The 20,806-nt window shown below is 72.2% G+C and carries 21 protein-coding genes; 7 read left to right on the top strand and 14 right to left on the bottom strand.

The window, feature by feature from the left end; genetic code table 11:
* Positions 1-13: 13 nt before the first annotated feature.
* Positions 14-1,444 carry a rifampin monooxygenase gene (gene rox / locus IEZ10_RS16335; RefSeq protein WP_189247353.1) on the bottom strand — a complete coding sequence of 477 codons (1,431 nt, stop codon included), beginning with the start codon at positions 1,442-1,444 and terminating at the stop codon, positions 14-16.
* Positions 1,445-1,837: 393 nt separating this feature from the next.
* On the opposite strand from rox, the gene IEZ10_RS16330 reads away from it, so the two are divergent.
* Entirely contained in the window at positions 1,838-2,146 is a 309-nt protein-coding gene (locus IEZ10_RS16330) for an NIPSNAP family protein (RefSeq protein WP_179824508.1), read from the top strand.
* 161 nt (positions 2,147-2,307) lie between these two features.
* Here the strand turns inward: IEZ10_RS16330 and IEZ10_RS16325 are convergent, their stop codons facing one another.
* The 4 genes from IEZ10_RS16325 to IEZ10_RS16310 form a co-directional block, all read right to left on the bottom strand.
* Positions 2,308-3,000 (bottom strand): DUF6461 domain-containing protein, encoded by a 693-nt coding sequence (locus IEZ10_RS16325; protein ID WP_189247352.1) that lies wholly within the window; start codon positions 2,998-3,000, stop codon positions 2,308-2,310.
* Positions 3,001-3,189: 189 nt separating this feature from the next.
* Positions 3,190-3,546: a nucleotide pyrophosphohydrolase gene (locus IEZ10_RS16320; protein ID WP_189247351.1), complete on the bottom strand. Its 357-nt coding sequence runs from the start codon at positions 3,544-3,546 to the stop codon at positions 3,190-3,192.
* 85 nt (positions 3,547-3,631) lie between these two features.
* Positions 3,632-4,288 (bottom strand): LysE family translocator, encoded by a 657-nt coding sequence (locus IEZ10_RS16315; RefSeq protein WP_189247350.1) that lies wholly within the window; start codon positions 4,286-4,288, stop codon positions 3,632-3,634.
* 147 nt (positions 4,289-4,435) lie between these two features.
* Positions 4,436-5,077, bottom strand: coding sequence for a TetR/AcrR family transcriptional regulator (locus IEZ10_RS16310; protein WP_189247349.1), 642 nt, complete (start codon positions 5,075-5,077; stop codon positions 4,436-4,438).
* A gap of 190 nt (positions 5,078-5,267) precedes the next feature.
* Between IEZ10_RS16310 and IEZ10_RS16305 the strand changes: the two genes are divergently transcribed.
* The 3 genes from IEZ10_RS16305 to IEZ10_RS16295 all read left to right on the top strand — a co-directional run bounded on the left by IEZ10_RS16305 (position 5,268) and on the right by IEZ10_RS16295 (position 8,130).
* Positions 5,268-6,293, top strand: coding sequence for a glycoside hydrolase family 113 protein (locus IEZ10_RS16305; protein ID WP_189247348.1), 1,026 nt, complete (start codon positions 5,268-5,270; stop codon positions 6,291-6,293).
* Positions 6,294-6,460: 167 nt separating this feature from the next.
* Complete coding sequence (locus tag IEZ10_RS16300; protein WP_229811324.1) at positions 6,461-7,450, top strand: aldo/keto reductase; 990 nt, start codon at positions 6,461-6,463, stop codon at positions 7,448-7,450.
* A gap of 215 nt (positions 7,451-7,665) precedes the next feature.
* A complete protein-coding gene (locus tag IEZ10_RS16295) occupies positions 7,666-8,130 on the top strand; it encodes a GNAT family N-acetyltransferase (RefSeq protein WP_229811323.1) in 465 nt (154 codons plus the stop codon).
* On the opposite strand, the gene IEZ10_RS16290 is transcribed toward IEZ10_RS16295, so the two are convergent.
* Positions 8,111-8,398 (bottom strand): hypothetical protein, encoded by a 288-nt coding sequence (locus tag IEZ10_RS16290; protein ID WP_229811322.1) that lies wholly within the window; start codon positions 8,396-8,398, stop codon positions 8,111-8,113. The genes IEZ10_RS16295 and IEZ10_RS16290 overlap by 20 nt on opposite strands.
* Positions 8,399-8,489: 91 nt before the next feature.
* On the opposite strand from IEZ10_RS16290, the gene IEZ10_RS16285 reads away from it, so the two are divergent.
* Both IEZ10_RS16285 and IEZ10_RS16280 read left to right on the top strand, forming a co-directional pair.
* Positions 8,490-9,038, top strand: a complete 549-nt coding sequence (locus tag IEZ10_RS16285) for an LGFP repeat-containing protein (RefSeq protein WP_189247347.1) — start codon at positions 8,490-8,492, stop codon at positions 9,036-9,038.
* Between the two features lie 272 nt (positions 9,039-9,310).
* Positions 9,311-9,553 (top strand): hypothetical protein, encoded by a 243-nt coding sequence (locus tag IEZ10_RS16280; RefSeq protein WP_189247346.1) that lies wholly within the window; start codon positions 9,311-9,313, stop codon positions 9,551-9,553.
* Positions 9,554-9,782: 229 nt separating this feature from the next.
* Here IEZ10_RS16280 and IEZ10_RS16275 read toward each other — a convergent pair whose 3' ends face one another.
* The 8 genes from IEZ10_RS16275 to IEZ10_RS16240 all read right to left on the bottom strand — a co-directional run bounded on the left by IEZ10_RS16275 (position 9,783) and on the right by IEZ10_RS16240 (position 20,131).
* Positions 9,783-10,934, bottom strand: a complete 1,152-nt coding sequence (locus IEZ10_RS16275) for an ADP-ribosylglycohydrolase family protein (protein WP_189247345.1) — start codon at positions 10,932-10,934, stop codon at positions 9,783-9,785.
* 121 nt (positions 10,935-11,055) lie between these two features.
* Positions 11,056-12,024, bottom strand: a complete 969-nt coding sequence (locus tag IEZ10_RS16270) for a pentapeptide repeat-containing protein (protein ID WP_189247344.1) — start codon at positions 12,022-12,024, stop codon at positions 11,056-11,058.
* A gap of 281 nt (positions 12,025-12,305) precedes the next feature.
* Positions 12,306-13,589 (bottom strand): NAD(P)/FAD-dependent oxidoreductase, encoded by a 1,284-nt coding sequence (locus IEZ10_RS16265; RefSeq protein WP_189247343.1) that lies wholly within the window; start codon positions 13,587-13,589, stop codon positions 12,306-12,308.
* Positions 13,586-15,076, bottom strand: a complete 1,491-nt coding sequence (locus IEZ10_RS16260; RefSeq protein WP_229811321.1) for an NAD(P)/FAD-dependent oxidoreductase — start codon at positions 15,074-15,076, stop codon at positions 13,586-13,588. The genes IEZ10_RS16265 and IEZ10_RS16260 overlap by 4 nt, the downstream gene beginning before the upstream one ends.
* The gene (locus tag IEZ10_RS16255; protein WP_189247341.1) at positions 15,073-16,506 is read right to left on the bottom strand and encodes an FGGY family carbohydrate kinase; all 1,434 of its coding nucleotides are present in this window, start codon (positions 16,504-16,506) and stop codon (positions 15,073-15,075) included. Before IEZ10_RS16255 ends, IEZ10_RS16260 begins: the two co-directional genes overlap by 4 nt.
* On the bottom strand, positions 16,503-18,065 hold the full coding sequence (locus tag IEZ10_RS16250) for an amino acid permease (protein ID WP_189247340.1): 1,563 nt from the start codon (positions 18,063-18,065) through the stop codon (positions 16,503-16,505). The genes IEZ10_RS16255 and IEZ10_RS16250 overlap by 4 nt, the downstream gene beginning before the upstream one ends.
* A 103-nt stretch (positions 18,066-18,168) precedes the next feature.
* Positions 18,169-18,936 carry a DeoR/GlpR family DNA-binding transcription regulator gene (locus IEZ10_RS16245; RefSeq protein ID WP_189247339.1) on the bottom strand — a complete coding sequence of 256 codons (768 nt, stop codon included), beginning with the start codon at positions 18,934-18,936 and terminating at the stop codon, positions 18,169-18,171.
* Between the two features lie 388 nt (positions 18,937-19,324).
* Positions 19,325-20,131 (bottom strand): GNAT family N-acetyltransferase, encoded by an 807-nt coding sequence (locus IEZ10_RS16240; protein ID WP_189247338.1) that lies wholly within the window; start codon positions 20,129-20,131, stop codon positions 19,325-19,327.
* A 109-nt stretch (positions 20,132-20,240) separates the two neighbouring features.
* Here IEZ10_RS16240 and IEZ10_RS16235 point away from each other — a divergent pair, with 109 nt between their 5' ends.
* Positions 20,241-20,738 carry a metallophosphoesterase family protein gene (locus IEZ10_RS16235; protein WP_189247337.1) on the top strand — a complete coding sequence of 166 codons (498 nt, stop codon included), beginning with the start codon at positions 20,241-20,243 and terminating at the stop codon, positions 20,736-20,738.
* The last annotated feature ends 68 nt before the right edge of the window (positions 20,739-20,806 follow it).

Genomic DNA, 20,806 nt, shown 5'->3' with positions numbered 1-20,806 from the left:
GGCGCGCCCGGCCTCACCCGGTGGGTGCGCCGAACCACCTGGACAGCCGACCGGACAGCTCCTCCTGGTCCTCGCCGACCCACGCCACGTGCCCGTCCGGTCGCAGCAGCGCCGCGGGCACGTCCGGCTCCTCACCGTCGTCGGCGACGTGGTCGACCCGGTCCGCCCACCCGGTGACCGAAAGCCGGCCGGTCCGGTCGAGCAGCAGTCCGCGACCGCCGCGCATCAGCTCGTAGAGGCGTCCCCGCTTCAGCTCCACGTCCCGCAGCCGGCGGCCGAGCAACTCATGCCCCTCGCCGAAGTCGTAGCGGACCCCGATCGCGGTGATCTTCTCGATCAGGTGCCGGGTCACCTCCTCGAAGTCCATCAGTTCCGACAGCAGCCGGCGCAGTGCCTGTGGCCCCGGCTCGGTCGACATCAGCACGGCCTGTGCGCGGGTGTTCTCCAGCACGTCGGCGGCCACCGGGTGCCGTTCGGTGTGGTAGCTGTCCAGCAGCCCTTCCGGTGCCCAGCCGTTGACCTGGGCGGCCAGTTTCCAGCCGAGGTTGAACGCGTCCTGGATGCCGAGGTTGAGCCCCTGCCCGCCCATCGGGGGGTGAACGTGCGCCGCGTCGCCGGCCAGCAGCACCCGGCCGACCCGGTAGCGTTCGGCCAGCCGGGTGGCGTCGCCGAACCGGGAGAGCCAGCGCGGTGAGTGCGCGCCGAAGTCGGTGCCGGCGAAGGCCCGCAGCTGCCGCTTGAACTCCTCAAGGGTCGGCGGAACCGTACGGTCCTCGGCCACTTTCTCGGCGGGCACGATGACGCGGTACACCTTCCCGTCCCTGAGGAGTCCGGCGCCGAACCGCAGTTGGGTCTTGCGGACCTCCGCCACGACGGCGGCGACCGTCTCCGGATCCTCGGTCAGCTCCATCTCGCCCAGCAGCGTCTCGATCCTGGTGGGCTCACCGGGGAAACCGACGCCGAGCAGCTTGCGCACCGTGCTGCGGCCGCCGTCGCAACCGACGAGGTAGCGCGAGCGCAGCCGCGTGCCGTCGGCCAGTTCGGCGGTCACCCCGTCCTCTTCCTGGCTCAGCCCGACCAGCTCACAGCCGCGCCGGATCTCGGCGCCGACCTCGGTGGCGTGCTCGGCCAGCAGGCGCTCGGTGATGGTCTGCGGGATGCCGAGGATGTACGAATGCGCGGTGTCCAGCCGGTCCGGCCACGGCTTGATGATGCCGGCGAAGTAGCCGCCGACGTTGTACTGCTTGCCGTGCGCGAGGAACCGCTCCAGCAGGCCGCGCTGGTCCATCACCTCGATGCTGCGCACATGCAGGCCGAGCGCGCGGACATGCCGGGGCGGCTCCACCTCCTTCTCCAGCACGAGTACGCGCACGCCGTACAGCCGCAACTCGGCGGCCAGCATCAAGCCGGTCGGGCCGCCGCCGGCGATGATCACGTCGATCACGAAAATCCCCCATTCGAAATCACATTTCAGCCGGTTGCTCCGCACGGTCCGGAGGCCCGCACACTCGCGTCTCGGCGCGGAGCCTCCGTGACCATGTCGTGCGTTCCACCGCCTGTTCGGCGTCCCGCGTGACCCGGACGCCGACAGGAGCACACGTGCTTGGTGAGCCCTGTTTCCACGGGTCATGGCTCCGGTCGGAGATTCTGCGGCACGACCCGGGTCTTGCCGCAAGCCCACCTATGGGCTATAGGTTGAAAGTGAAGGGGAGTGTTCGACCTCCCCGCCTTTTTCGTCCTCGGTGCGGACGGCCTCCTCCTTCGACGGAGTCGGTTTCGGCCTGTTCCGCTCCACGTGCCGTCGAGGCCGGTCGTCGCGCAGGATAGAAATGGTCTTATGATCACCTGCGTCGTCGAATATGTGATCGATCCCCGGAAGATCGACGCGTTCGAGCGTTTCGGTCGTCGCTGGATCGAGCTGGTCAACCTGCACGGCGGGACGCACCACGGCTATTTCCTGCCGTCGGAGGGCGCCAGCGACAAGGCCCTCGCCCTGTTCAGCTTCCCCAGCCTCGCCGCGTACGAGGAGTACCGCGGCCTCTTCGGCGTTCACCCGGACTTCGTCGAGGCGGACCGTATCAGGGACGAGAGCGGGTGCGTACTCCGCTACGAACGGACCTTCATGAGACCGCTGCTCCCCGAGTGAGCGCACCGCTGCTTCCCGAGTGAGCGCACCGCGTCGTGGCGCGTGAACCGCCGCGGCCGGTCGGCGAGGTCTTCGAGGTCGGTCCGGGCCCTTCCACGACCGGAACCGTTCGCATCACCGGCCCTGCGGTCCGCCGGCCTGCTTCCTCCTCGACAGGACCATCAGGAGGAGACGGGACGCATGCTGGAATGCCGCGCCTCGAACCAGTCGGCGGCCATGTCCGTTCCTGTGATCCGTCCGATCAGCGCCAGGGCCGAGCTGAAACTCTCGTCCTCTTCCACCCGGTCGTCGACGGAGCCGTCATCGCTGATCTGGAAGCGCAGACCGTCCATCAGGTGATCGAGCGCGTGCGGGTCGTCGCCGGACCGATCATCCGGGAAGGCCGGATCGAAGGAGACGATCATCCGCCCGTCGCGGGCGTAGTCGAAGTACTCTCTGCCGCTGATGTCCATACTGACGTTGAGGACCTCACGGCTGCCTTCGCTGATGGAGCGCAGGCGCTCGCGGTCGACCCCCGGCACGATGCCGATCCAGCCGTTGACCTCGGCCACCCAGTCGGATCCGTCGTCGATGTTGCGGTCGAGGATCTCACTCAGGTGGCAGGGGGTGCGGGTGGCGGGATCCAGGTGCAGATCCGCGGCGAGCGTGCCGAGGTCCGCGCCCTTGATCCATATGGCGCTGAACCCCAGCGTCCACAGGTCCATCTGGTCGTCGAGCCCCTCGGTGAAGATCGTCGATACCAGCAGGTCATACAGGTGTGTTCTCGGCGACATGCCCAACCCCTCATCGCGCGGTTCGTCGATACGGTCCCCGTCGCGGGCCGACGGGGACGCAGCGCCATCGAAGCCGATCACTGCGTTCTTGCCGGATATCGCGCGTGAAGCCGGAAGGAGCTCCGGTGTGATCTCGTACAGCGGTGGTCGGCGTGACCGTCGCCCAGGCTCGCGCCGGAGACGTCCTCGCCGGTGAACACGTGATATCGGCGCAAAACCTGCCGGACCGCATCACCACGCCGGGAACACTACAGCGATCTTCCGGCGGGATCAGGCGAACGGCGGGGCCTTCCTGGCCCGTCCCCAGGAGGCTTCCACCGGGAAGCGTTTCTCGTTCTGGTCGATTTTGGCGTGGGTGGCCTCGATGAGGTCCACGCCCAGCACGTCGGCGAGGCGGACCAGGTAGGTGACGACGTCGGCCAGCTCGGACCTGACGCGTTCGGCGGCCTCGGGGTCGTTCATGACCGCGACCGACTCCTCGGGCGTCAGCCACTGGAACTCCGCGACCAGCTCGCCGGCCTCTCCGGCGAACGCCATGGCGAGGTTCTTGGGCGTGTGGAACTGCTCCCAGTCACGCTCGCGCGCGAACCGCCGCAGCCGGTCGGCGAGATCCTCAAGCTCCGTCATGCGAGCACGCTACCGAAGTGCGGTCGTTCACCAGTGGGCGGTCCGCCTGATGTCCCCCGGCGGATCACTGCCCCGCTCCGGCGCGTCAGCGGCTCTCGATGGCCACGCGCAGGCCCAGGGCGACGAGGACCGTGCCGCTGACCGCGTCCAGCCGACGCCGGATCACCGGGCGGCGGAACCACGCGCCGGCCCGCCCGACCGCGGCCGCCAGCGCTAGGTACAGGATGGTCTCGATGGCCACCTGGAGTACGGCGAGCAGCGCGGTCGTGGCGAAGAGCGGCCGGTCGGCCGGTACGAACTGCGGATAGAACGCGATCATGAATGCGGCGGCCTTCGGGTTGGCCAGCATCACCACCGATCCCTCGCCGAACGCCCTCCACCAGGTCAGCGCCGATCCGGGCTTCGGTTCCCCGGTCGCGATCTCCTCGGCCGCTCCGTCTGTTCCGCGGCTGCGCCACGCCGAGCGCCAGGTCTTGATCCCGAGGTACAGCAGGAAGCCCGCGCCCACCACGCGCAGGACGAGGAAGGCCACCTCCGAGGCGGCCACCAGGGCTGCGAGCCCGGCGGCGGCGAGCAACGCCCACAGGTAGAGGCCGACCTCCAGGCCCAGCACCGTGGGCACCGCGCCGGAGAAGCCACGCAGGGCCGCGCGGCGCAGGATCAGCGCCATCGCCGGACCCGGCGAGGCGGAGATCAGCACCACGGCGAGGACGAAGGCGGGCAGAGAGGGGGTGAGGTCCATGAGGTTCATCATGGTTGTGCGCGTACTGCATGCTCAACGTGTTTTGCGCGGCACACGGCGGCTGACGGGCTCTGCCGCCGTGCCTCCACGCGCCGCGGCGACGGGACCGTACGGGATCAGCGGGCAGGGCGATGGGGCCGTACGGGATCAGCGGACGGGGCGATCGAAGCCGCGGCCGTGCAGGAGGGGGAGGTAGACCTCGTCGATGATCTCGACGAGGACCTCGTCGGGCGCCGAGGGGTGCCCGCGGGTGATGAACTCGTCGCGGAGCAGCACGACGGCCACGGTGGCGACGCGCGGGTGCAGGGCCTCGGGGCGCAGCTCGCCGCGGGAGACGGCGCGGGCCAGAATGGTCAGCCAGATGTCGCTGCCCGCGTCGGCCGTGCGTTCCTGGAGCTGGGCCAGCAGTTCGGGGTCGTCGCGGGCGCCGGCCAGCAGGGCGCGCAGGATGCCGCCGACGGGTGAGGAGTAGGTGCCGTTGGCGCGGCGCAGCAGTTCCAGCGCGTCGCCGCGCAGGCTGCCGGTGTCCGGGACCTGGGCGTGGATGACGGCGAACTGTCCGTAGGCGGCGATGCCCAGGGCGGCGCGGGTGGGCCAGCGGCGGTAGATGGCGTTCTTGTTGGTGCCGGCGCGGCGGGCGACCCGTTCCATGGTCATGCCGGCGTAGCCGTGCTCGGTGAGCTCCTCCATGGCCGCGCGCAGGATCGCCTGCTCCAGCGCGGCCCCGCGCCGCCTGCCCGACGCGGGCCGGGGCTGCTGGGTCGAGCTCGCTGTCGCTTCGTCGGCCATCCCGCTCCTTCCGGTATGGAGCGTATCCCAGGGAGGGGGAGGCGGCTGGAACGGACATCGATTTTAGAGTACGGTACGTACCGTACCTTCAAATGGAGCCGGGCAGCGGCCGTCTTCGAGCGAGGGCCGGCGTCCGGGCCGGCCCTCGGCGGCGGCCGGAGTCCGTGTCGGCCGGGGAGAGGAACGCGTCATGCGCGGTAAGGGCATCACCTACGACACCGGGTTCGTCGCGGGGTCGGGCCACAGCACCCGGGAGCCGTTCGACCCCGGCGTCGTCCGGCATGAGATGCAGATCATCCGTACGGACCTGCACTGCACGGCCGTACGGATCACCGGTGGCCGGCAGGACCGCCTGGAGATCGCCGCCGGGTACGCCGCGGAAGCCGGGCTGGAGGTCTGGTACTCGCCGTTCACCTGCGACCTGACCACCGGCGAACTGCTCGACTTCCTGGCCGACAGCGCCGGCCGCGCCGAGCGGCTGCGCCGGGACGGCGCCGAGGTCGTGCTGCTCACCGGCTCCGAGCTGAGCCTGTTCACCGTCGGATTCCTGCCCGGCGACACCCTCGACGAGCGGCTCGCGCTGCTGGCCGAACCGGAGCGGCTGCGCGAGGCGCTGCCGAAGGTCCCAGCCCGGGTGAACGACTTCCTCGCCCACGCGGTCGAGACCGTGCGGGGGAGCTTCGGCGGGAAGGTCAGCTACGCGTCCCTGCCGATGGACGGCGTCGACTGGACGCCGTTCGACATCGTCTCCTCCGACGCCGGCTACCGGAACGCCGAGATCGCCCCCCGGTTCCGCGACGACATCCGGGCCGCGGTACGGCGGGGCAAGCCGCTCGCCATCACCGAGTTCGGGTGCACCACGTACCGTGGCGCGGCGGACCTGGGCGGTCGTGGCGACATGATCGTCGAATGGGGCCAGGACGGCCGGCCGGTCCGGCTCGTCGGCGACCACGTCCGCGACGAGGAGGAACAGGCCGCCTACCTGCGGGAACTGCTGGACGTCTTCACCGCCGAAGGCGTGGACACCGCGTTCGTCAACACCTTCGCGCGCTACGACCTGCCGCACAGCGACGACCCCCGCGAGGACTTCGACCTGGCGAGCTACGGCGTGGTCAAGGTCCTGGAGGGCGGTCGCACGGGGGAGGCGTATCCGGGACTGCCGTGGGAGCCCAAGGCCGCCTTCGCCGCGCTCGCCGACTGTTACCGGGGCACTTGAGATCCACGCATCCCGCGTGCATTCCGCGCCCCCTGTATTCCGCACTCCGCGCATCACGCCCGCTCCGGACGGTCGGCCCGTTCCGTACGCCCCCCGTTCCGGGAAGCCAGAGAAGACCCGAGAGAACCCGAGAGAACCCGAGAGAACCCGAGAAAGACGGTGCCGTCATGACGATGAACCAGCCCTCCGCCACCGCCGCCGGAGACTTCCCGCTGGGCGGTGACCTGCGGGTCAACCGGCTCGGCTTCGGCGCGATGCGGCTCGCCCTCGGCGGCCGGATCCGGGACCCCGAGGAGGGCGTCGCGGTGCTGCGCCGCGCCGTGGAGCTCGGCGTGAACCACATCGACACCGCCGGCTTCTACGGCTTCGGCGACCTCCAGGCGCACGAGATGATCCGGCGGGGGCTGTCGCCGTACTCCGACGACTTGGTGATCGCCACCAAGGTCGGGCCGCTCCTGGAGGGCGGTGTCGTGCCCACCGGACAGGCGACCGCCGGGCAGTTGCGGGGTCTGGTCGAGGAGGACCTGCGCCGCCTCGGCCGTGACCACCTCGACCTGGTCTACCTGCGGGTGGGCGGCATGGGACGGCCGGGCGGCGAGGCAGTGCCGATGGCGGCGCTTCGCGCCGCGGCTCGGGACGCTTCGGAGCCGGCTCCTTCCCTCCTCGCTCCGGTCGCTGCGCTCCCGGCGCTCGTCAGTCCAGGCGCCGACGCGCCCCTCGCGGTCGCCGAGCGGTTCGCCGCCCTCGCCGAGCTGCGCGACCAGGGCCTGATCCGGCACCTCGGCGTGAGCAACGTCGACGCGGCACAGCTAGCCGAGGCGCGGGCGATCGCCCCGGTCGCCGCGGTGCAGAACCACTTCCACGTCGCCCACCGGGACGACGCCGCCGTGCTCGCGCAGTGCGAGGAGGACGGCATCGCCTACGTGCCGTTCTTCCCGCTCGGCGGGGGCCGGGAGCCGATCGACCGGCCCGGCGTCGCGAACGTCGCCGCCCGCCACGGGGCGACGCCCGCGCAGATCGCCCTGGCCTGGCTGCTGGCCGCCTCACCGGTCGTCCTCGCCATCCCCGGAAGCAGCTCGCCGGACCACGTGGCCGAGAACGTCGCGGCGGCCGGTCTTCGCCTCACCGCCGACGACCTGGCCGAACTGGCCGGATAGCGCCGGGGCAGGCCCGTAACAGGCCCGGAACGGGTCCGGAACGGGTCCGGAACAAACCTGGGGCAGGCTCGGATCGATCCGGGCAGGAGGGCGCATCCGGGTACGGCCTGGCCGTACCGGGACGCCCCTCACAGCCGGGTGCGAGATGCCTCTCCCGGCACATCGACGGGTTCGGGGTCCGGCGGCGCGACCCTCCATGACGCGGAGTACGTGAGTTGAGCGGTTTGAGGATCGTGGTGGACGACCTGTCGGGTCCGCGGATCATCGAGTTCCTTCGGGGGCATGTCCGGCAGATGCGGTCCATCACCCCGCCGGAGAGCAAGCACGCCCTCGATCTTGACGGGCTCCGCGCGCCCGGGGTCACGTTCTGGTCCGTCCTGGACGGCGAGGACCCGGTGGGCTGCGGGGCGATCAAGAGGCTGGACGCGGGCCACGCCGAGCTGAAGTCGATGCGCACCGCGCCGGAACGCGCCCGGAGCGGCATCGCGTCCCGGCTGCTGGAGCACATCATCGCCGAGGCCGGGGCGATGGGCTTCACGCGGCTGAGCCTGGAGACCGGGTCGGCCGAGTTCTTCCTGCCCGCCAGAAGGCTGTACGAGAAGCTTGGCTTCACCTACTGCGAGCCGTTCGCCGACTACCGCCCCGACCCCAGCAGCGTGTTCATGACCCGGGTCCTCTGATCCCGGCCCCCTCGTCGCCGCCCTGGTACCAGGTGGACCTGTCGTGCGGTGCGATCGGGAGCCCCTGGCGCAGCCGCTCCACGAGGTCGGGGTCGGCGATGTAGGCGCGGCCGAAGCTGACCAGGTCGGCGCCGGGACCCAGCCGGTGGTCGACGGTGGTACGGTCCGTCTGCCGGGGCCGGTCGGGGTGAAACCTGCCCGGCGGCGGGAACGGCCGAGGGGCCGACCGGCCGGACGCCCTGCGGTCGTGGCCGGTGGGTCCGGGCAAGCGGCACTCAAGCGGCCGGTAAGCGGCACGCCGTACCACTGAGGTACGAAGCCCGCAGCGAGCAGGGCGGGTCTCACCTCGAGGAGTCCAGATGAACCGCCGCGCGATCCTCTCCATGACCGTCGCCCTAGCCTCGGCCGCGGTCCTGTCCACCGTCGCCCTCCCCGCCCACGCCGCCGGCGGGACGAGCGGCTGCAGCATCCAGCCGTACGGCCTCATCGGCGCTCGCTGGGCCCAGCTCGGCGGCGAGAACGGCAGGCTCGGCTGCCCGACCACGTCCGAGAGCGACATCTACCAGAACAACGTCGGCTGGGCCGGCCGCCGTCAGACGTTCGCCCGAGGCCAGATGGCCTGGTCCCCCAAGAACGGTCCCAACCTGGTGGTGGCCGCCTGGTCGGACAACGGTTACGCCTACTTCGACTGGCGCGCGACCGCTCGCGCCTTCGACAAGTTCCTTGTCCGCTGGGCCAGCGCCGCCGACCCGAACGGTGCCCAGGAGGACTTCATCGGCGGCGTCCGAGGCCGCGCCCACACCCGCCTCCGCACCAACGGCGGTTACCGCTGGAACGTCAAAGGCTGCGACACCGGCGTGTTCGGCTCCAACTGCCAGAAGACCTGGACCATCTCCGTCACCGGCTGACCCCGCCCCGGCCGCGCCCCGGCCGCGTCCCGGGACGGCCCGGCCGCCGCGCCGGGCGGGCCGGCCGGGCAGGGCGCCGTTCCCGTCACGGGCGAAGCCCCGCGGGTGCGGATGGCGGCCGGCGTGCGGAGGGTGGGGCAGCACCACCATCCGGCCGAGGGGAGGGGCCGCCGCGGACTGAGCGATCATGTGTCCGGTGAGAAATCGAGTGTATTGACTTCATTACTTTCGGTCAGAAAGAGTGGGCTCCTCGCAAAGCCGAGGAGGTCGTCGTGCTCACGCGTGTGCGCGTTGTAATCCTGGCGCTGATAGCCGCTGTCATCCTTTACGTTGCGGCCAACCGGGACGAGGACGGACCCTGGGCCCTCGCGCTCGTTGTCATCCTGGGTGTCCTGCTCGCCGTCACCTTCTCGTGGGACGACCCACCGAACGGCGGCGGCGGATACGGGGGCGGCGGATACGGCGGCGGCGGAGACGGGGGACTCGGGGGCGACGGGGGCGACGGGGGCGATTAAGAGCTCCTGACGCGATGAGCAAGGCGGCGCCGGCAGATCAAGGCGCAACCGGGCTTGAGGAAGGCTTCGTGGATGTCGGCGCGGACCTCCCAGCGGATACGCAGGCGGCGGAAGGCGTGCGGCAGGACGAATGGTCATGGTCTTCCCCGGCGGGTCCGCCAGGAAGGTCGTCTACCGGCAGCCGTGGCCGACAGGGCAGTTCACCGATGTCCGCGGTCGATGGAGCCGTTCATCGATGGCCGCGCCCGGCGGATCGATCCGTGGCGGCCCCGTCGCCGAACCGGGCGGCGAAGTCGTCGGCGAGTTCCGTGACGGTGTCGCGGCCCTCCAGGCCGGCGAGCCAGTCGGCGGGGAGCGCGGACCCGCCGTGCAGGGCGCCCAGGAGGTTGCCGCAGACGGCGCCGGTCGAGTCGCTGTCACCGGAGTGGTTGACCGCGAGCAGCAGCGCCCGCCGCAGGTCACCGGGCTCCGGATGGGACAGCGCGCAGTAGACCGCGATGGCCAGCGCCTCCTCGGCGACCCACGCCCCGCCGAGCGACTCGACCTTCTCCGGGTCCGGGTCGCCCTCGGCCGCCAGGGACACGGCGGCGCGCAACGCCCGGGTGGTCTCCTCGTGGCCCGGGTAGGCCGCCAGCAGGTCCATCGCCTGCCGTACGGCGGGCACGAGCGGTTCCCCGGACACCACGAGGCGGACGGCGGCGGCGAAGGCCCCGGCGGCGAGATAACCGGTGGGGTGTCCGTGGGTGAGCCGGGCGCACGCGGCGGCCAGTTCGAAGGCGTGCCGGGGGCTCGGCGCGTTCAGGCCGAAGGGGGCCGAGCGCATGACCGTCCCGCAGCCCTTGGAGCCGGGGTTGACCGGTCCGGGCTCGCCGGAGAACGTGAGGCCGTAGCCGTCCGGCTCGGACCCGCCGGAGAACGTGAGGCCGTGGCCGTCCGGCCCGGACCCGCCGGAGAGCGGCGCGGACCGGCCCTGGCTCAGGCCGGACAGGCAGGCGTTGCCGGGGGCGCGCCGGGAGTAGAGCCAGGTCTGCTCGCGCAGCGCGCCGGTGCGGAACGCGGCGCCGTCCGCCGGGGGCGGGGCGGGGTACGACTGGGTGTCCAGCCAGCGCAGGTAGGCGTGGTGGACGGCGGTGACGTCACCCCCGCGCAGCAGCCCCTCCACGGTGAACAGCGTCATCTGCGTGTCGTCGGTGATCAGGCCGACCCTGCCGCGTGAGTCGGGGACGAACCCGGTCACGCCCGCGGGGCCGTACCGGTGGCGGATCGCGCCGATCGGGTCGAACTCGACGGGGGCGCCCAGCGCGTCGCCGATCGCGCCGCCCAGCAGGCAGCCGCGCACCCGGTCGCGGTACTCCGGCGGGCCGCCGGGGGAACGAGGCATGATCACACTCCTTCGCTTCCGGTGAGGCTACCCGTTCTCCCGGGAACGTGTCCGTCCGGAGAACGGGGCGGAATTCGGCGGGTCAGGTGAGGCCGGCGGGGCGCGTTCCGGCTCCGAAGGGTCACTTCGTGGCCGCGGCGTATTCGACGGGAAGTTTCGTGGTCGCGTCCGTCAGGGCGACATCCAGGCTTCCGGCGGTCAGCTCGGCGTCGGTCAGGTTCGCCCCGCGCAGGTCCGTCCCCCCCAGTTCCGCTCCGGTGAGCGTCGCCCCGGTCAGATTCGCCCCGTTGAGCTTCGCCCGGCTCAGCTGCGCGTCGGTGAAGTCCTCATCGCTCAGGTCGAGGCCCCGCAGGTCCGCGCCGTGCAGGGTGGCCGCGTATCCCAGGTTCGCGCCGCTCACGTCCGCGCCACGGAGATCGGCCTCGCTCAGATCGGCCTGCTCGGGATCGGCGAGGGACGCGCCGCGCAGGATCGCCCTGCCGAGCTTCGTCTCGTCCATGTCGGCGAACAGCAATGACGCGTTCGACAGGTCCGCCCTCCAGAACATGGTCAGGTAGAGGTTCGTGAACTTCAGATCGGCCCCGACGAGCTTCGCGTCCTCCAGTCGCGCCAGGCTGAGATCGGCACGGCTGAAGATCGCCCTGCTGAAGTCGCCGCCGGTCAGGTTCGCCCCGCGCAGGTTCGTCCCGGTGAAGTCGACGGATGGAAGGGCGGGGTCGCCCGGAGCGGGCCGGCGGCCGAGGACGGTGACGGCGGTCTGGACGTCCGCCGCCGGACGGACGTCGTCCCCCATACGGGCCGGCGGCAGCTTCGGCGGTAGCTTGGCGTGCTCGCGCACGAAGGCGGAGAGCACCTCGATGACGCCGGGCTCGTCCTGCCGCGAGTCCTTCATGATCCGCTCCAGGGCGTAGATGCCGCCCAGCCGGACGTCCTGGTTCCTGGAGCCCAGGTGCTCGATGGCCTTGGTGAACCGGTCGGTGATCTGCCCCTGCTCCGCCAGGCGTTGCTGTGCCCGGGCGGCGTTGATCGTCTCGCGGTTGGCCGCGTTGGTGTAGAGGAGCGCGGCGATCGTGACGAACACGCCGGCCATGGCGGCGACGGCGGTCAGCCGCTGAGTCCAGTCGGTCCGGGCCGAAGAGCCGGGACGGTCCGGCGGCGGGTCCGAAGGCTCCGGCGACGGTGTGGCACGCCGGCGGGTGGGGCGGTCCGGTCGGGAGTCGTCGCGAGCGCGTTTCCTGGCCACCGGCCTATTAGATCCATCCCGTGAGAACAAGGGAAATCCGGTGGGGACCGCCCGCGGCGCTCGCGGCGCCGGGGGCGGCCGCGCCGCGCGCCGGTGGTCAGGGGAGGGCGGGGACCTCCGGCACGCCGTCAGTCCTCCACGCCGATGCTCACCGGTCCGCCCTGGGGGTTCACCGAGGTCAGCATGATCGACGGGACGCGGAACACCCGGCCCGGGGACGCCGGCCACCACAGCCGTTTCCGGGCGACGACCTTCCCGTCCTGCCGGAGGACGACCCGGGGGAACGGGATGAACCGGTCGCTCCACAGCAGCAGGCGGCGGCGGGCCGGGGCGGGGTCGCCGCGGCGGATGACCTCCGGTGTCACCCACCGGAAGGGCGCCTCGGCGACGAGGCGCACCTGCCCGTCGGGCGTGCTCCCGCCGTTCAGCCAGGCGAGGACGGAACGGGCGGCGCGGGCGCCGTCGATCGCCGCGATGTCGGCGGTGTCGACCGGGTGGAGCAGATTGCCCACGGCGAACACGCCGGGCCGGTCCGTCCGGAACGCGCTGTCGACCAGTGGGCCCTTCGTGCCCGGGTCGAGGGTGATCCCGGCGGCGCGGGCGAGCTCGTGGTCGGGGATCCAGTCGCCGGTGAGGACGAGGGTGTCGCACTCGACGATCCGACGCGCGCCGGTGTCGAGGTTCTCGATCTCGACCGCCCGGAGGTCCGGCTTGCCGATGATCCTCGACACCCGGGTTCGGGTGGCGATCCGGGGCCGGAAGAAGGCCCGGCCGCCGATGTTGAACAGGGCGTAGGAGTCGGGCCGGGGATACTCGGTGGTCATCAGCACGGTCGCGCAGCCCGCCTCGCGCAGGGTCAGCGCGGCCGACCAGCTCACCAGCTCCGCGCCGGCGATGACGGCCCTCCTGCCGACCTTGCCGTGCTGCAGGTGGACGATGTTCTGCAGGTGGCCGGTGGTGTAGACGCCGCGGCCGCGGTCCCCGGGGATGAGGCGGCCGGGACGCGGACGCTCGCGGGCGCCGGTGGCGAGGACGACGGCTCCCGCCTCGACCCGGAGACGGCCCTGCGGGGTGGTGACCTCCAGCGTGCGCTCACCGGCCCAGCCGGTCACGGTCGCGTTCGTACGGATCGTCGCGCCGGCGGCCCGGGCCTGCTCGACGAGCCGCCGGGCGTAGGCGGGGCCGCTCATGAAGCGCCGCATGTCCCTGATCCCGTAGCCGGGGTGGTCGCTGTGCCGGGGGATGCCGCCGGCGGTGCTCTCCCGGTCCAGGACGAGGACCTCGCCTCCGACCCGCGGCGCGAGCTCGCGGGCGGCGCTCAGCCCGGACGGTCCCGCGCCGACGATGACGACGGCCGGGGTGAGGGTGGTGACGCCGGCGCTCGCCGGCGTGGTGTCGGTGTCGGTGCTCATCGGCGGGCCTCCGGCGAGCGGCGTTCCCCGCCGTGCTCGCGATTCTCATGGGGGACGCGGGGTCCGCAGGCGTCCGCGCCCCGGCTTTCCATCAGTCTCCCGACCTCGGCGCCGCAGAAGAATCCCTGGCAGCGCCCGTTCATCGCCCGGGTACGGCGGCGCAGCCCCTCCAGCCCGGCCGGGGGGATCGGCGAGCGGAAGGCGTCGCGGATCTCCCCGGCGGTGACCCGCTCGCAGAAGCAGACCACCCTGCCGTAGGCGGGGTCGGCGGCGATCCGGGCGGCGTCCTGGTAGGGCCGCGGGAACGCCTCCCCGAGGTTGGGCATGCGGGGCGGCTCCGGCAGGTCCTCGCGCGGCACCAGTTCCAGGCCGGCCTCCCCGGCGAGCCCGGCGACGTACTCGGCGATCGCGATGCCGGCGGTGAGGCCGGTCGAGCGGATCCCGCCGGCGAGGACGTAGCGCCGCCGCGCGTCGGCGTCGATGACGTAGTCGGAGTGGTCGCTGGCCGCGCGCAGGCCCGCGTAGGTCGCCGTCACCTCCTCCTCCAGCAGTTCCGGCATGAGCTTGCGCCCCTTTTCGAGCAGGAAGGCGATGCCCTTCTCCGAGGTGCCGGTGTCGGTGCGGTCGGTGAGGTCCTCGGCGGTGGGGCCGAGCAGGACGTTGCCGTAGACGGTCGGGCTGATCAGCACGCCCTTGCCACGCGAGGTGGGCACCGGGAGGATGATCCTGTCCGCCAGCGGGCGGGCGAGCTTGTCGTAGACCAGCAGCTCGCCGCGGCGGGGCGTGACCGTGAAGCGGTCGTGGCCGAACATCCGGTCGATGACGTCGGAGCCGAGACCGGCGGCGTTGACGACCCAGCGGGTGGTCACGTCCCCGCCGGTGGTGCGCAGCACGGTCGTCCCGCCGCGCTCCTCGACCGCCTCGACCCTGCGGTTCAGCAGCAGCGTCACGCCGCGCCGCACGGCGTCGGTGGCCAGGGCCAGGTTGGTGGTCCAGGTGCAGATGACGGACTCGTCGGGGACGGTCAGGCCGCCCAGCGCGCCCTCCCCGAGGTGGGGGACCTGCCGGTACACCTCGGCGGGGCCGACGATCTCCGTACGGTCGTAGCCGTTCCGCTCGGCCTTCTCCTTCAGGCCGGGCAGGGCCTCCAGCTCCTCGTCGTTCCAGGCCACCAGCAGGGCGCCGGTGCGTTCGATCGGGATGCCGGTCCGCTCGGCGTAGTCGGACAGCAGGTGGTAGCCCTCGCGCACCAGGCGGGACTCCAGCGTGCCGGGTTTCGCGTCGAAGCCGGTGTGCAGGATGGCGGTGTTCGCCTTGCTCGTGCCGTCGCCGACGTCGTTGCGCGCGTCGAGCAGCGCGACGCTCAGTTCGTGGCCGGCCAGTTTGCGGGCGATGGCGGAGCCGACGATGCCCGCGCCGATCACCACCACGTCGAACGTGGCTGAGGCGTCGCCGTTCGCGGTCGTGTTCCTGTCTGTGGTGCTCACTGGTTCCCCTCCCGCGCCAGGACGCCGGCCACCGCGTTCTCCCAGCGGGAGCGGAAGCCGGCCGCCCGGTCGGCGGACCATCGAGGTTCGTATGTCATGGCGGGTTCCCACGCCGGCACCGCCTCCCGGAGGGGGAGGGAGGGGTTCAGTGCGGCGCGGGCCAGCGCCACCGCGCCCAGCGGCGTGGCGTGCTGGGACGGGTAGACGCCGATCGGGAGCTGCGTCAGGTCGGCGACCGCCTGCATGAGGACCCGGCTCCGGGTGAGCCCGCCGTCCACGCACAGGGTGGTCAGCGGCCGGCCGAGGTCGGCGGCGACGAGGTCGCAGAGCCCGGCGACCTGCGCCGCGATCCCCTGCAGCACGGCCAGCACGAGGTGCCGCGGGCCGGTGGAGAGCGTCATCCCGGTGAACGCGGCCCTGGCGTCGGGACGCCACCAGGGGGCGGCCAGCCCGGCCAGCGCCGGGACGAACATGACCCCCTCGGCGTCGTCGGCGGCGACCGCGTCGAGGTCGGCGGCGTCGCGGACGAGGCCGAGGTCCTGGATCCACCGTACGGCGGAGGCGGCCGTGTAGACCTGGCCGTCGAGGCAGTAGGAGGTCTCGCCCCTGGCCCGCCAGGCGACGGAGGCGGCCAGTCCCGCCGTGGAGCGGGCGGCCGAGGTGCCGGTGTTGGCCAGCAGGAACGCCCCGGTGCCGAAGGTGCACTTGGCGTCGCCGGCCGTCAGGCGGTTCTGGGCGAGCAGCGCCGCCTGCTGGTCGACCACGAGCCCGGCGACGGGGACGTTCCCGCCGAAGGCGGTGGTGTGGCCGACCACCTCGTCACAGGAGACGATGCGCGGCAGCCGTTCCCCGCCGAGCCCGAACAGGTCGAGCAGCCCGGCGTCCCATTCGGCGTCGTCGAGCCGCGTGACCAGCGACCGGCTGGCGGTGGCGGCGTCGGTGACGAACTCCCCGGTCAGGTGGTGGACGAGCCAGGAGTCGGAGGTGGTGACGACCCCCTCCGCGGTCACGTTCCGGCGCAGCCACGCCATCTTCGGCGCGGAGAAGTACGGGTCCAGGACCAGCCCGGTGACCTCCGCGATCCGGCCGGCGTGCCCGGCCAGTTCCGCGCAGAGGCCCTCCGAGCGGCGGTCCTGCCACACGATGGCGGGGGAGAGGGGCTCGCCGGTGGCGGGATCCCACGCCAGGACGGTCTCGCCCTGGTTCGCCAGCGTGACGGCGTCGACGGGGACGCCCGCCTGCGCGACGGCCCGGCGGCCGGCGTCGAGGACGGAGTCGAGCAGCTCCCGGGGGTCCTGCTCGACCCCGCCGCCGGGCAGGTAGGCGGGCCGGACGGGCAGCTCGGCGAGGCCGAGCACGGTGTCGTCGCCGTCGACGACGACCGCCTTGGTGCCGGAGGTGCCCTGGTCGATGGCCAGTACGGTCGTCATCGTTCCCGGCTCCGGTTCACGTCGGTCGTTCCGGTGTGCCCGGCCGCTTCGGCGTCGGCGTCCAGCTCCGCGTCGATGGAGCGCATCGTCGGCATCGCCAGGCCCGCCGCCCCGCCCCGGGAGAACAGGAGGTAGCCCAGGTAGAGGGCGCCCAGGACGAGCATGATCAGCACGTAGGTCCACGGGTCCACGAACGAGGAGTCCCGGAACAGCAGCAGCTCGAACACGAGCCAGACCAGCGCCACGACGATCACCGGGATCTCCCACCGTCCCAGGGAGAACCCCCTGCTCGGCGGCAGCACCCTGCGCTTGACCACGTACAGCACGACGGTCGCGGTGTAGATGATGGCGGGCAGCAGGGTGGCGGCGGCGAACAGGCCGAACAGCGCGTCGGTCCGGGTGGAGAAGATCGCCAGGATCAGCTCGCCGATGACGCACATGAGCACGGTGGCGTTCAGCGGCGTGCCGAACCGCGGCGAGATCTTCCGCCAGGCCTGCCAGCCGGGGAACCTCTCGTCGCGGGACATCGCCCACACCAGGCGCACCCCGGTCATGAGGATCACCATGCCGCAGGCGAAGATCGCGACGACCACCAGCACCAGCAGGGCCGTGCCCACGACCGGGCCGAGCACCCGGGTGATCACGTCGGCGATCGGCGTCGCCGACTTGGCCAGCTCGACCGGGTCGCCGGCGAGCAGGGTCACCGCGATGAGGAACAGGAAGCCGAGCACGCCGGAGGCGAGGACCGCCTGCCACATCGCGCGGGGGACGACCCGCGCCGGGTCCTTCGTCTCCTCCGCGAGGTTGGCCGCCGACTCGAAGCCGACGATCGTGAACGCGCCGAGCAGGAAGCCCAGCATCCACGGGCCCGCGGACGTGAGGGTCCCGAAGTGGAGGTAGCCCTCGGACGGGACGGCGCCGGTGTCGAACAGGTTCGCGAAGTCGACCTCGCGGGCGACGAACCCCACGCCGAGCAGCAGCAGGACGAGGGCGACCATGCCGATCAGCTCCGCCGTCACCGCGAAGTTGTTGACCCGCTCGGTCCACTTCGTGGAGAGCGCCACCAGGAAGGCCTGGCCCAGGATGACCACCCCGGTGATCACCCACGCGTTCAGCGCCGTCCCCTCGTACCGGAGCAGCACGGGCAGGACGGTGGAGGCGATGGTGTAGTCGACCGCCACGACGACGATCGCCAGGAAGGTGAACGAGATCCAGCCGATGATCCAGCCGAGCACGGGGTTCGCCAGCCGGGACGTCCACTGGTAGGAGTAGCCGGTCACCGGGATGCGGGCGGCCAGGGAGCCGAAGATGAACGCGACGGCGAGCTGCCCGACGATCACGAGCGGCCAGGTCCAGATGCCGGCCGGTCCCGAGCTGTTCAGCACCGAGCCGTAGGTGGTGAAGATGCCGGTGGCGATCGAGACGAAGGCGAACGCCACCGCGAACGAGGCGAAACGGCCGGTGCCGCGCTTCATCGCCTGCTGGTAACCGAACTCCTCGACGCCTCCGGCGGTCGCCTGATCACCGGACGGGGGTGGGGATGGTGAATACTGGGACATGGATCCTCGACCTCTGTGTTTCCTGTGAGATGGCGCATTGTGAGGGGTCCACGCCGGGTGGCGTTGCCGCGCCGCCCGGCCTTCGAACCATCGGGGAGACGTCTCAGGGCAGCGCTATCACCCCGCCCGCGCGGGTGACGGCGTCCCGGACGCTCGGCGGCGGCTCCGCCTCCGTGATGAGACCGGTGAACTCCTCCACGCCCGCGACCCGGTGGCGGGCGATCCGGCCGAACTTGCCGGAGTCGGCCAGCACGTACGACCGGGCCGCGTTCCTCAGGATGATCCTGCGGACCGCGATCTCGTCCAGGTAGTAGTCGGTCAGGCCCGCCGCGGCGTCGATGCCGCCGGACCCGAGGAAGGCGAGGTCCGGGTTCAGGTCCTCGAAGAACGACTGGGCGACCGGCCCCGACAGGGCGAGGTCTCCCTTGCGGAGCCTACCTCCGCAGACGAGGATCTCGACCCCTGGCCGCTCGGCGAGCTCCGCCGCGACCAGCAGGGAGCACGTGGCGACGGTGCCGGAGAAGTCCATCGGCAGGGCGCGGGCCACCTCGACGGCGGTGGTCCCCACGTCTATCACGATCGTCTGGCCGGGCCGCGTGAGCGCGGCGGCGGCGTGCCCGATGTGCCGCTTCGCCTCCGCGGCGGTCACCGACCGCTCGGCGAACGGCGCCTCCTCGCCGGCGGGCCGCCCGAGCGCGATCGTCGCGCCTCCGTGAACGCGCACCAGCTTTCCCTGGCGTTCGAGGAGCACCAGGTCGCGGCGGATCGTCTCCGCGGACACGGCGAGCTCGCGGGAGAGGTCCTCCGTGCTGACCACACGGGAGGTCCGGAGCGCCTCGCCGATCCGCGAGTGCCGTTCAGCGGGCAGCATGCGTGCCCGTTTCTGTGGACTTCTGTGGGCTCATGAGGGCGAGTATGTGTCCATGTGGATTACGGCGTCAACAGGGTGAGCCACGACACCTGGACTTTTTACTCAAATCTTGACCAAACCACCCGGAAGGCCGACGGCCTGCTCAGGGGAGTGGCCCGGGCCCGTCGACCACGCCCGCCGCGACCTCGGTGGTCGCGTGGAAGCTCCCCTTCCCGGAGATCAGGTCGCCGCCGAGGGCCGGGTGTGAGGAGGGCGGCGGGGCGGTGGGGGATTCGGAAACCGACGAAGAAAGGCCAGTTCAGTACGGCCGGCCGCGCCGGGCCGGGGCGCCCCGGCCCGGCGCCCAGGTCGCACGGTGTCCGGGGCCGGGGCCGGGGAGCCGGCGCGCTCACAGCTCGTACATGTACGGGGTCGTGACGGTCAGCGGGACGAAGCCGAGGCGGCGCAGGATCGGGCGGCTCTGGTCGGAGGCGTCGACCTGGAGATACCGGTAGCCGCGCTCGGCTGCGATGCGGGCCCGGTGGGCGACCAGCGCCCGGTAGACGCCCCGGCCCCGCCAGGAGGGCACGGTGCCGCCGCCCCACAGGCTCGCGAACCCGGTGCCCGGGTGCAGCTCCATACGGGCCGCGCTCACCGGCAGGTCCCCGGCCGTCGCGACGACCATGACGGTCGTCTCCGGGTTCCCGGCGAGCCGGTCGAGCAGCTGCCGCCGCATCCCGGGGTCGCTCCGGCCGAACGCCAGCTCATGGGCCTCCACCATGAGGTCCACGCCGGCGGGGCCGGTCACCGGGCGCAGCCGGACGCCCTCGGGGAGCCCGGTCCCGGCGGGCAGGCCGTCGATCTCGGCGACCATCACCGTCTCCTCGGGCTCGGGGACGAGCCCGGCGGCCCGCAGGCGCTCGCCGAGGTCGGCGGGCCGGTCGTGGCCGTACAGCTTCCACTCGAAGTCGCGTCCCAGCGAGCCGAAGAACAGCGTCTGGGCCGCGATCGCCGCGTCGGCCGTGGTCTCGTCCAGATCCGACCACAGGACGCCGTTCCAGTCGCCGTCACCGCCGACCTGGCGGACCACGACGCCGGCCCGCCCGCCCGGGGGCCCGGGGACCTCCACGTGCTCGATCCGGGCTCCCGGGGCGTCGGCCCGCGCCTCCCGCCGCATCCGCCGGTCGAACAGGGCGAGCATCTCGTCAGCGTCCATCGGGCCATCCCAGCACCCGCCGGACAGGCGTGTCACCCGGATTTCCACCGTGCCACGGGCATATGGGAACTCCGGACATACGGCCGGCCGTGACGGGGAGGATGGGGGGATGAAGGTCGTGGTCCTGTCCGACACGCACGCGCCGCGGCGGTGGAAGTCGTGCCCGCCGCGGGTGGCCGAGCACCTGCGCGACGCCGACCTGATCCTGCACGCCGGGGACGTCTGCGTCCCGGAGGTGCTGGAGGAACTGGTCGGCTACGCGCCGGTGCGCGCGGTCAAGGGCAACAACGACGGGCCGGACGTGGTGGCGCCCGAGACCCTGGAGCTCGACCTCGACGGGCTGCGCGTGGCGATGATCCACGACAGCGGGGCGGCGAAGGGCCGCCTGACCCGGATGCGGCGCCGGTTCCCCGCCGCCGACCTGGTCGTCTTCGGTCACTCCCACATCCCGCTCGACGAGAGCGGCGGCGAGGACCAGGGCGGCCTGCGGATCTTCAACCCCGGCTCGCCGACCGACCGGCGCCGCCAGCCGTACGGCACCGTCGGGTTGCTGCGGATCGAGAACGGCACGCTGGCCGAGGCGCGGATCGTCCCGGTCACCGGCTGAGCGACGCGGTCACCCGGGCCCGCCCGGATCCGGGGCCGGGGCCGGAAAGGACCGGCGCCCGGACCCGG

This window comes from Streptosporangium pseudovulgare, from assembly GCF_014648055.1.
In the GTDB taxonomy this organism is placed as follows: domain Bacteria; phylum Actinomycetota; class Actinomycetes; order Streptosporangiales; family Streptosporangiaceae; genus Streptosporangium; species Streptosporangium pseudovulgare.
The sequence above is the reverse complement of the archived record's forward strand: the minus strand, read 5'-3'. Positions and strand labels throughout refer to the sequence as shown.

Bases quoted from the DNA above. Each gene is read 5' to 3' on its own strand.
- IEZ10_RS16330 (WP_179824508.1), top strand. From the start codon at position 1,838: ATGATCACCTGCGTCGTCGAATATGTGATCGATCCCCGGAAGATCGAC.
- IEZ10_RS16320 (WP_189247351.1), bottom strand. From the start codon at position 3,546: ATGACGGAGCTTGAGGATCTCGCCGACCGGCTGCGGCGGTTCGCGCGC.
- IEZ10_RS16315 (WP_189247350.1), bottom strand. From the start codon at position 4,288: ATGGACCTCACCCCCTCTCTGCCCGCCTTCGTCCTCGCCGTGGTGCTG.
- IEZ10_RS16310 (WP_189247349.1), bottom strand. From the start codon at position 5,077: ATGGCCGACGAAGCGACAGCGAGCTCGACCCAGCAGCCCCGGCCCGCG.
- IEZ10_RS16305 (WP_189247348.1), top strand. From the start codon at position 5,268: ATGCGCGGTAAGGGCATCACCTACGACACCGGGTTCGTCGCGGGGTCG.
- IEZ10_RS16300 (WP_229811324.1), top strand. From the start codon at position 6,461: ATGACGATGAACCAGCCCTCCGCCACCGCCGCCGGAGACTTCCCGCTG.
- IEZ10_RS16285 (WP_189247347.1), top strand. From the start codon at position 8,490: ATGAACCGCCGCGCGATCCTCTCCATGACCGTCGCCCTAGCCTCGGCC.
- IEZ10_RS16275 (WP_189247345.1), bottom strand. From the start codon at position 10,934: ATGCCTCGTTCCCCCGGCGGCCCGCCGGAGTACCGCGACCGGGTGCGC.
- IEZ10_RS16270 (WP_189247344.1), bottom strand. From the start codon at position 12,024: ATGGCCGGCGTGTTCGTCACGATCGCCGCGCTCCTCTACACCAACGCG.
- IEZ10_RS16265 (WP_189247343.1), bottom strand. From the start codon at position 13,589: ATGAGCACCGACACCGACACCACGCCGGCGAGCGCCGGCGTCACCACC.
- IEZ10_RS16255 (WP_189247341.1), bottom strand. From the start codon at position 16,506: ATGACGACCGTACTGGCCATCGACCAGGGCACCTCCGGCACCAAGGCG.
- IEZ10_RS16250 (WP_189247340.1), bottom strand. From the start codon at position 18,065: ATGTCCCAGTATTCACCATCCCCACCCCCGTCCGGTGATCAGGCGACC.
- IEZ10_RS16245 (WP_189247339.1), bottom strand. From the start codon at position 18,936: ATGCTGCCCGCTGAACGGCACTCGCGGATCGGCGAGGCGCTCCGGACC.
- IEZ10_RS16240 (WP_189247338.1), bottom strand. From the start codon at position 20,131: ATGGACGCTGACGAGATGCTCGCCCTGTTCGACCGGCGGATGCGGCGG.
- IEZ10_RS16235 (WP_189247337.1), top strand. From the start codon at position 20,241: ATGAAGGTCGTGGTCCTGTCCGACACGCACGCGCCGCGGCGGTGGAAG.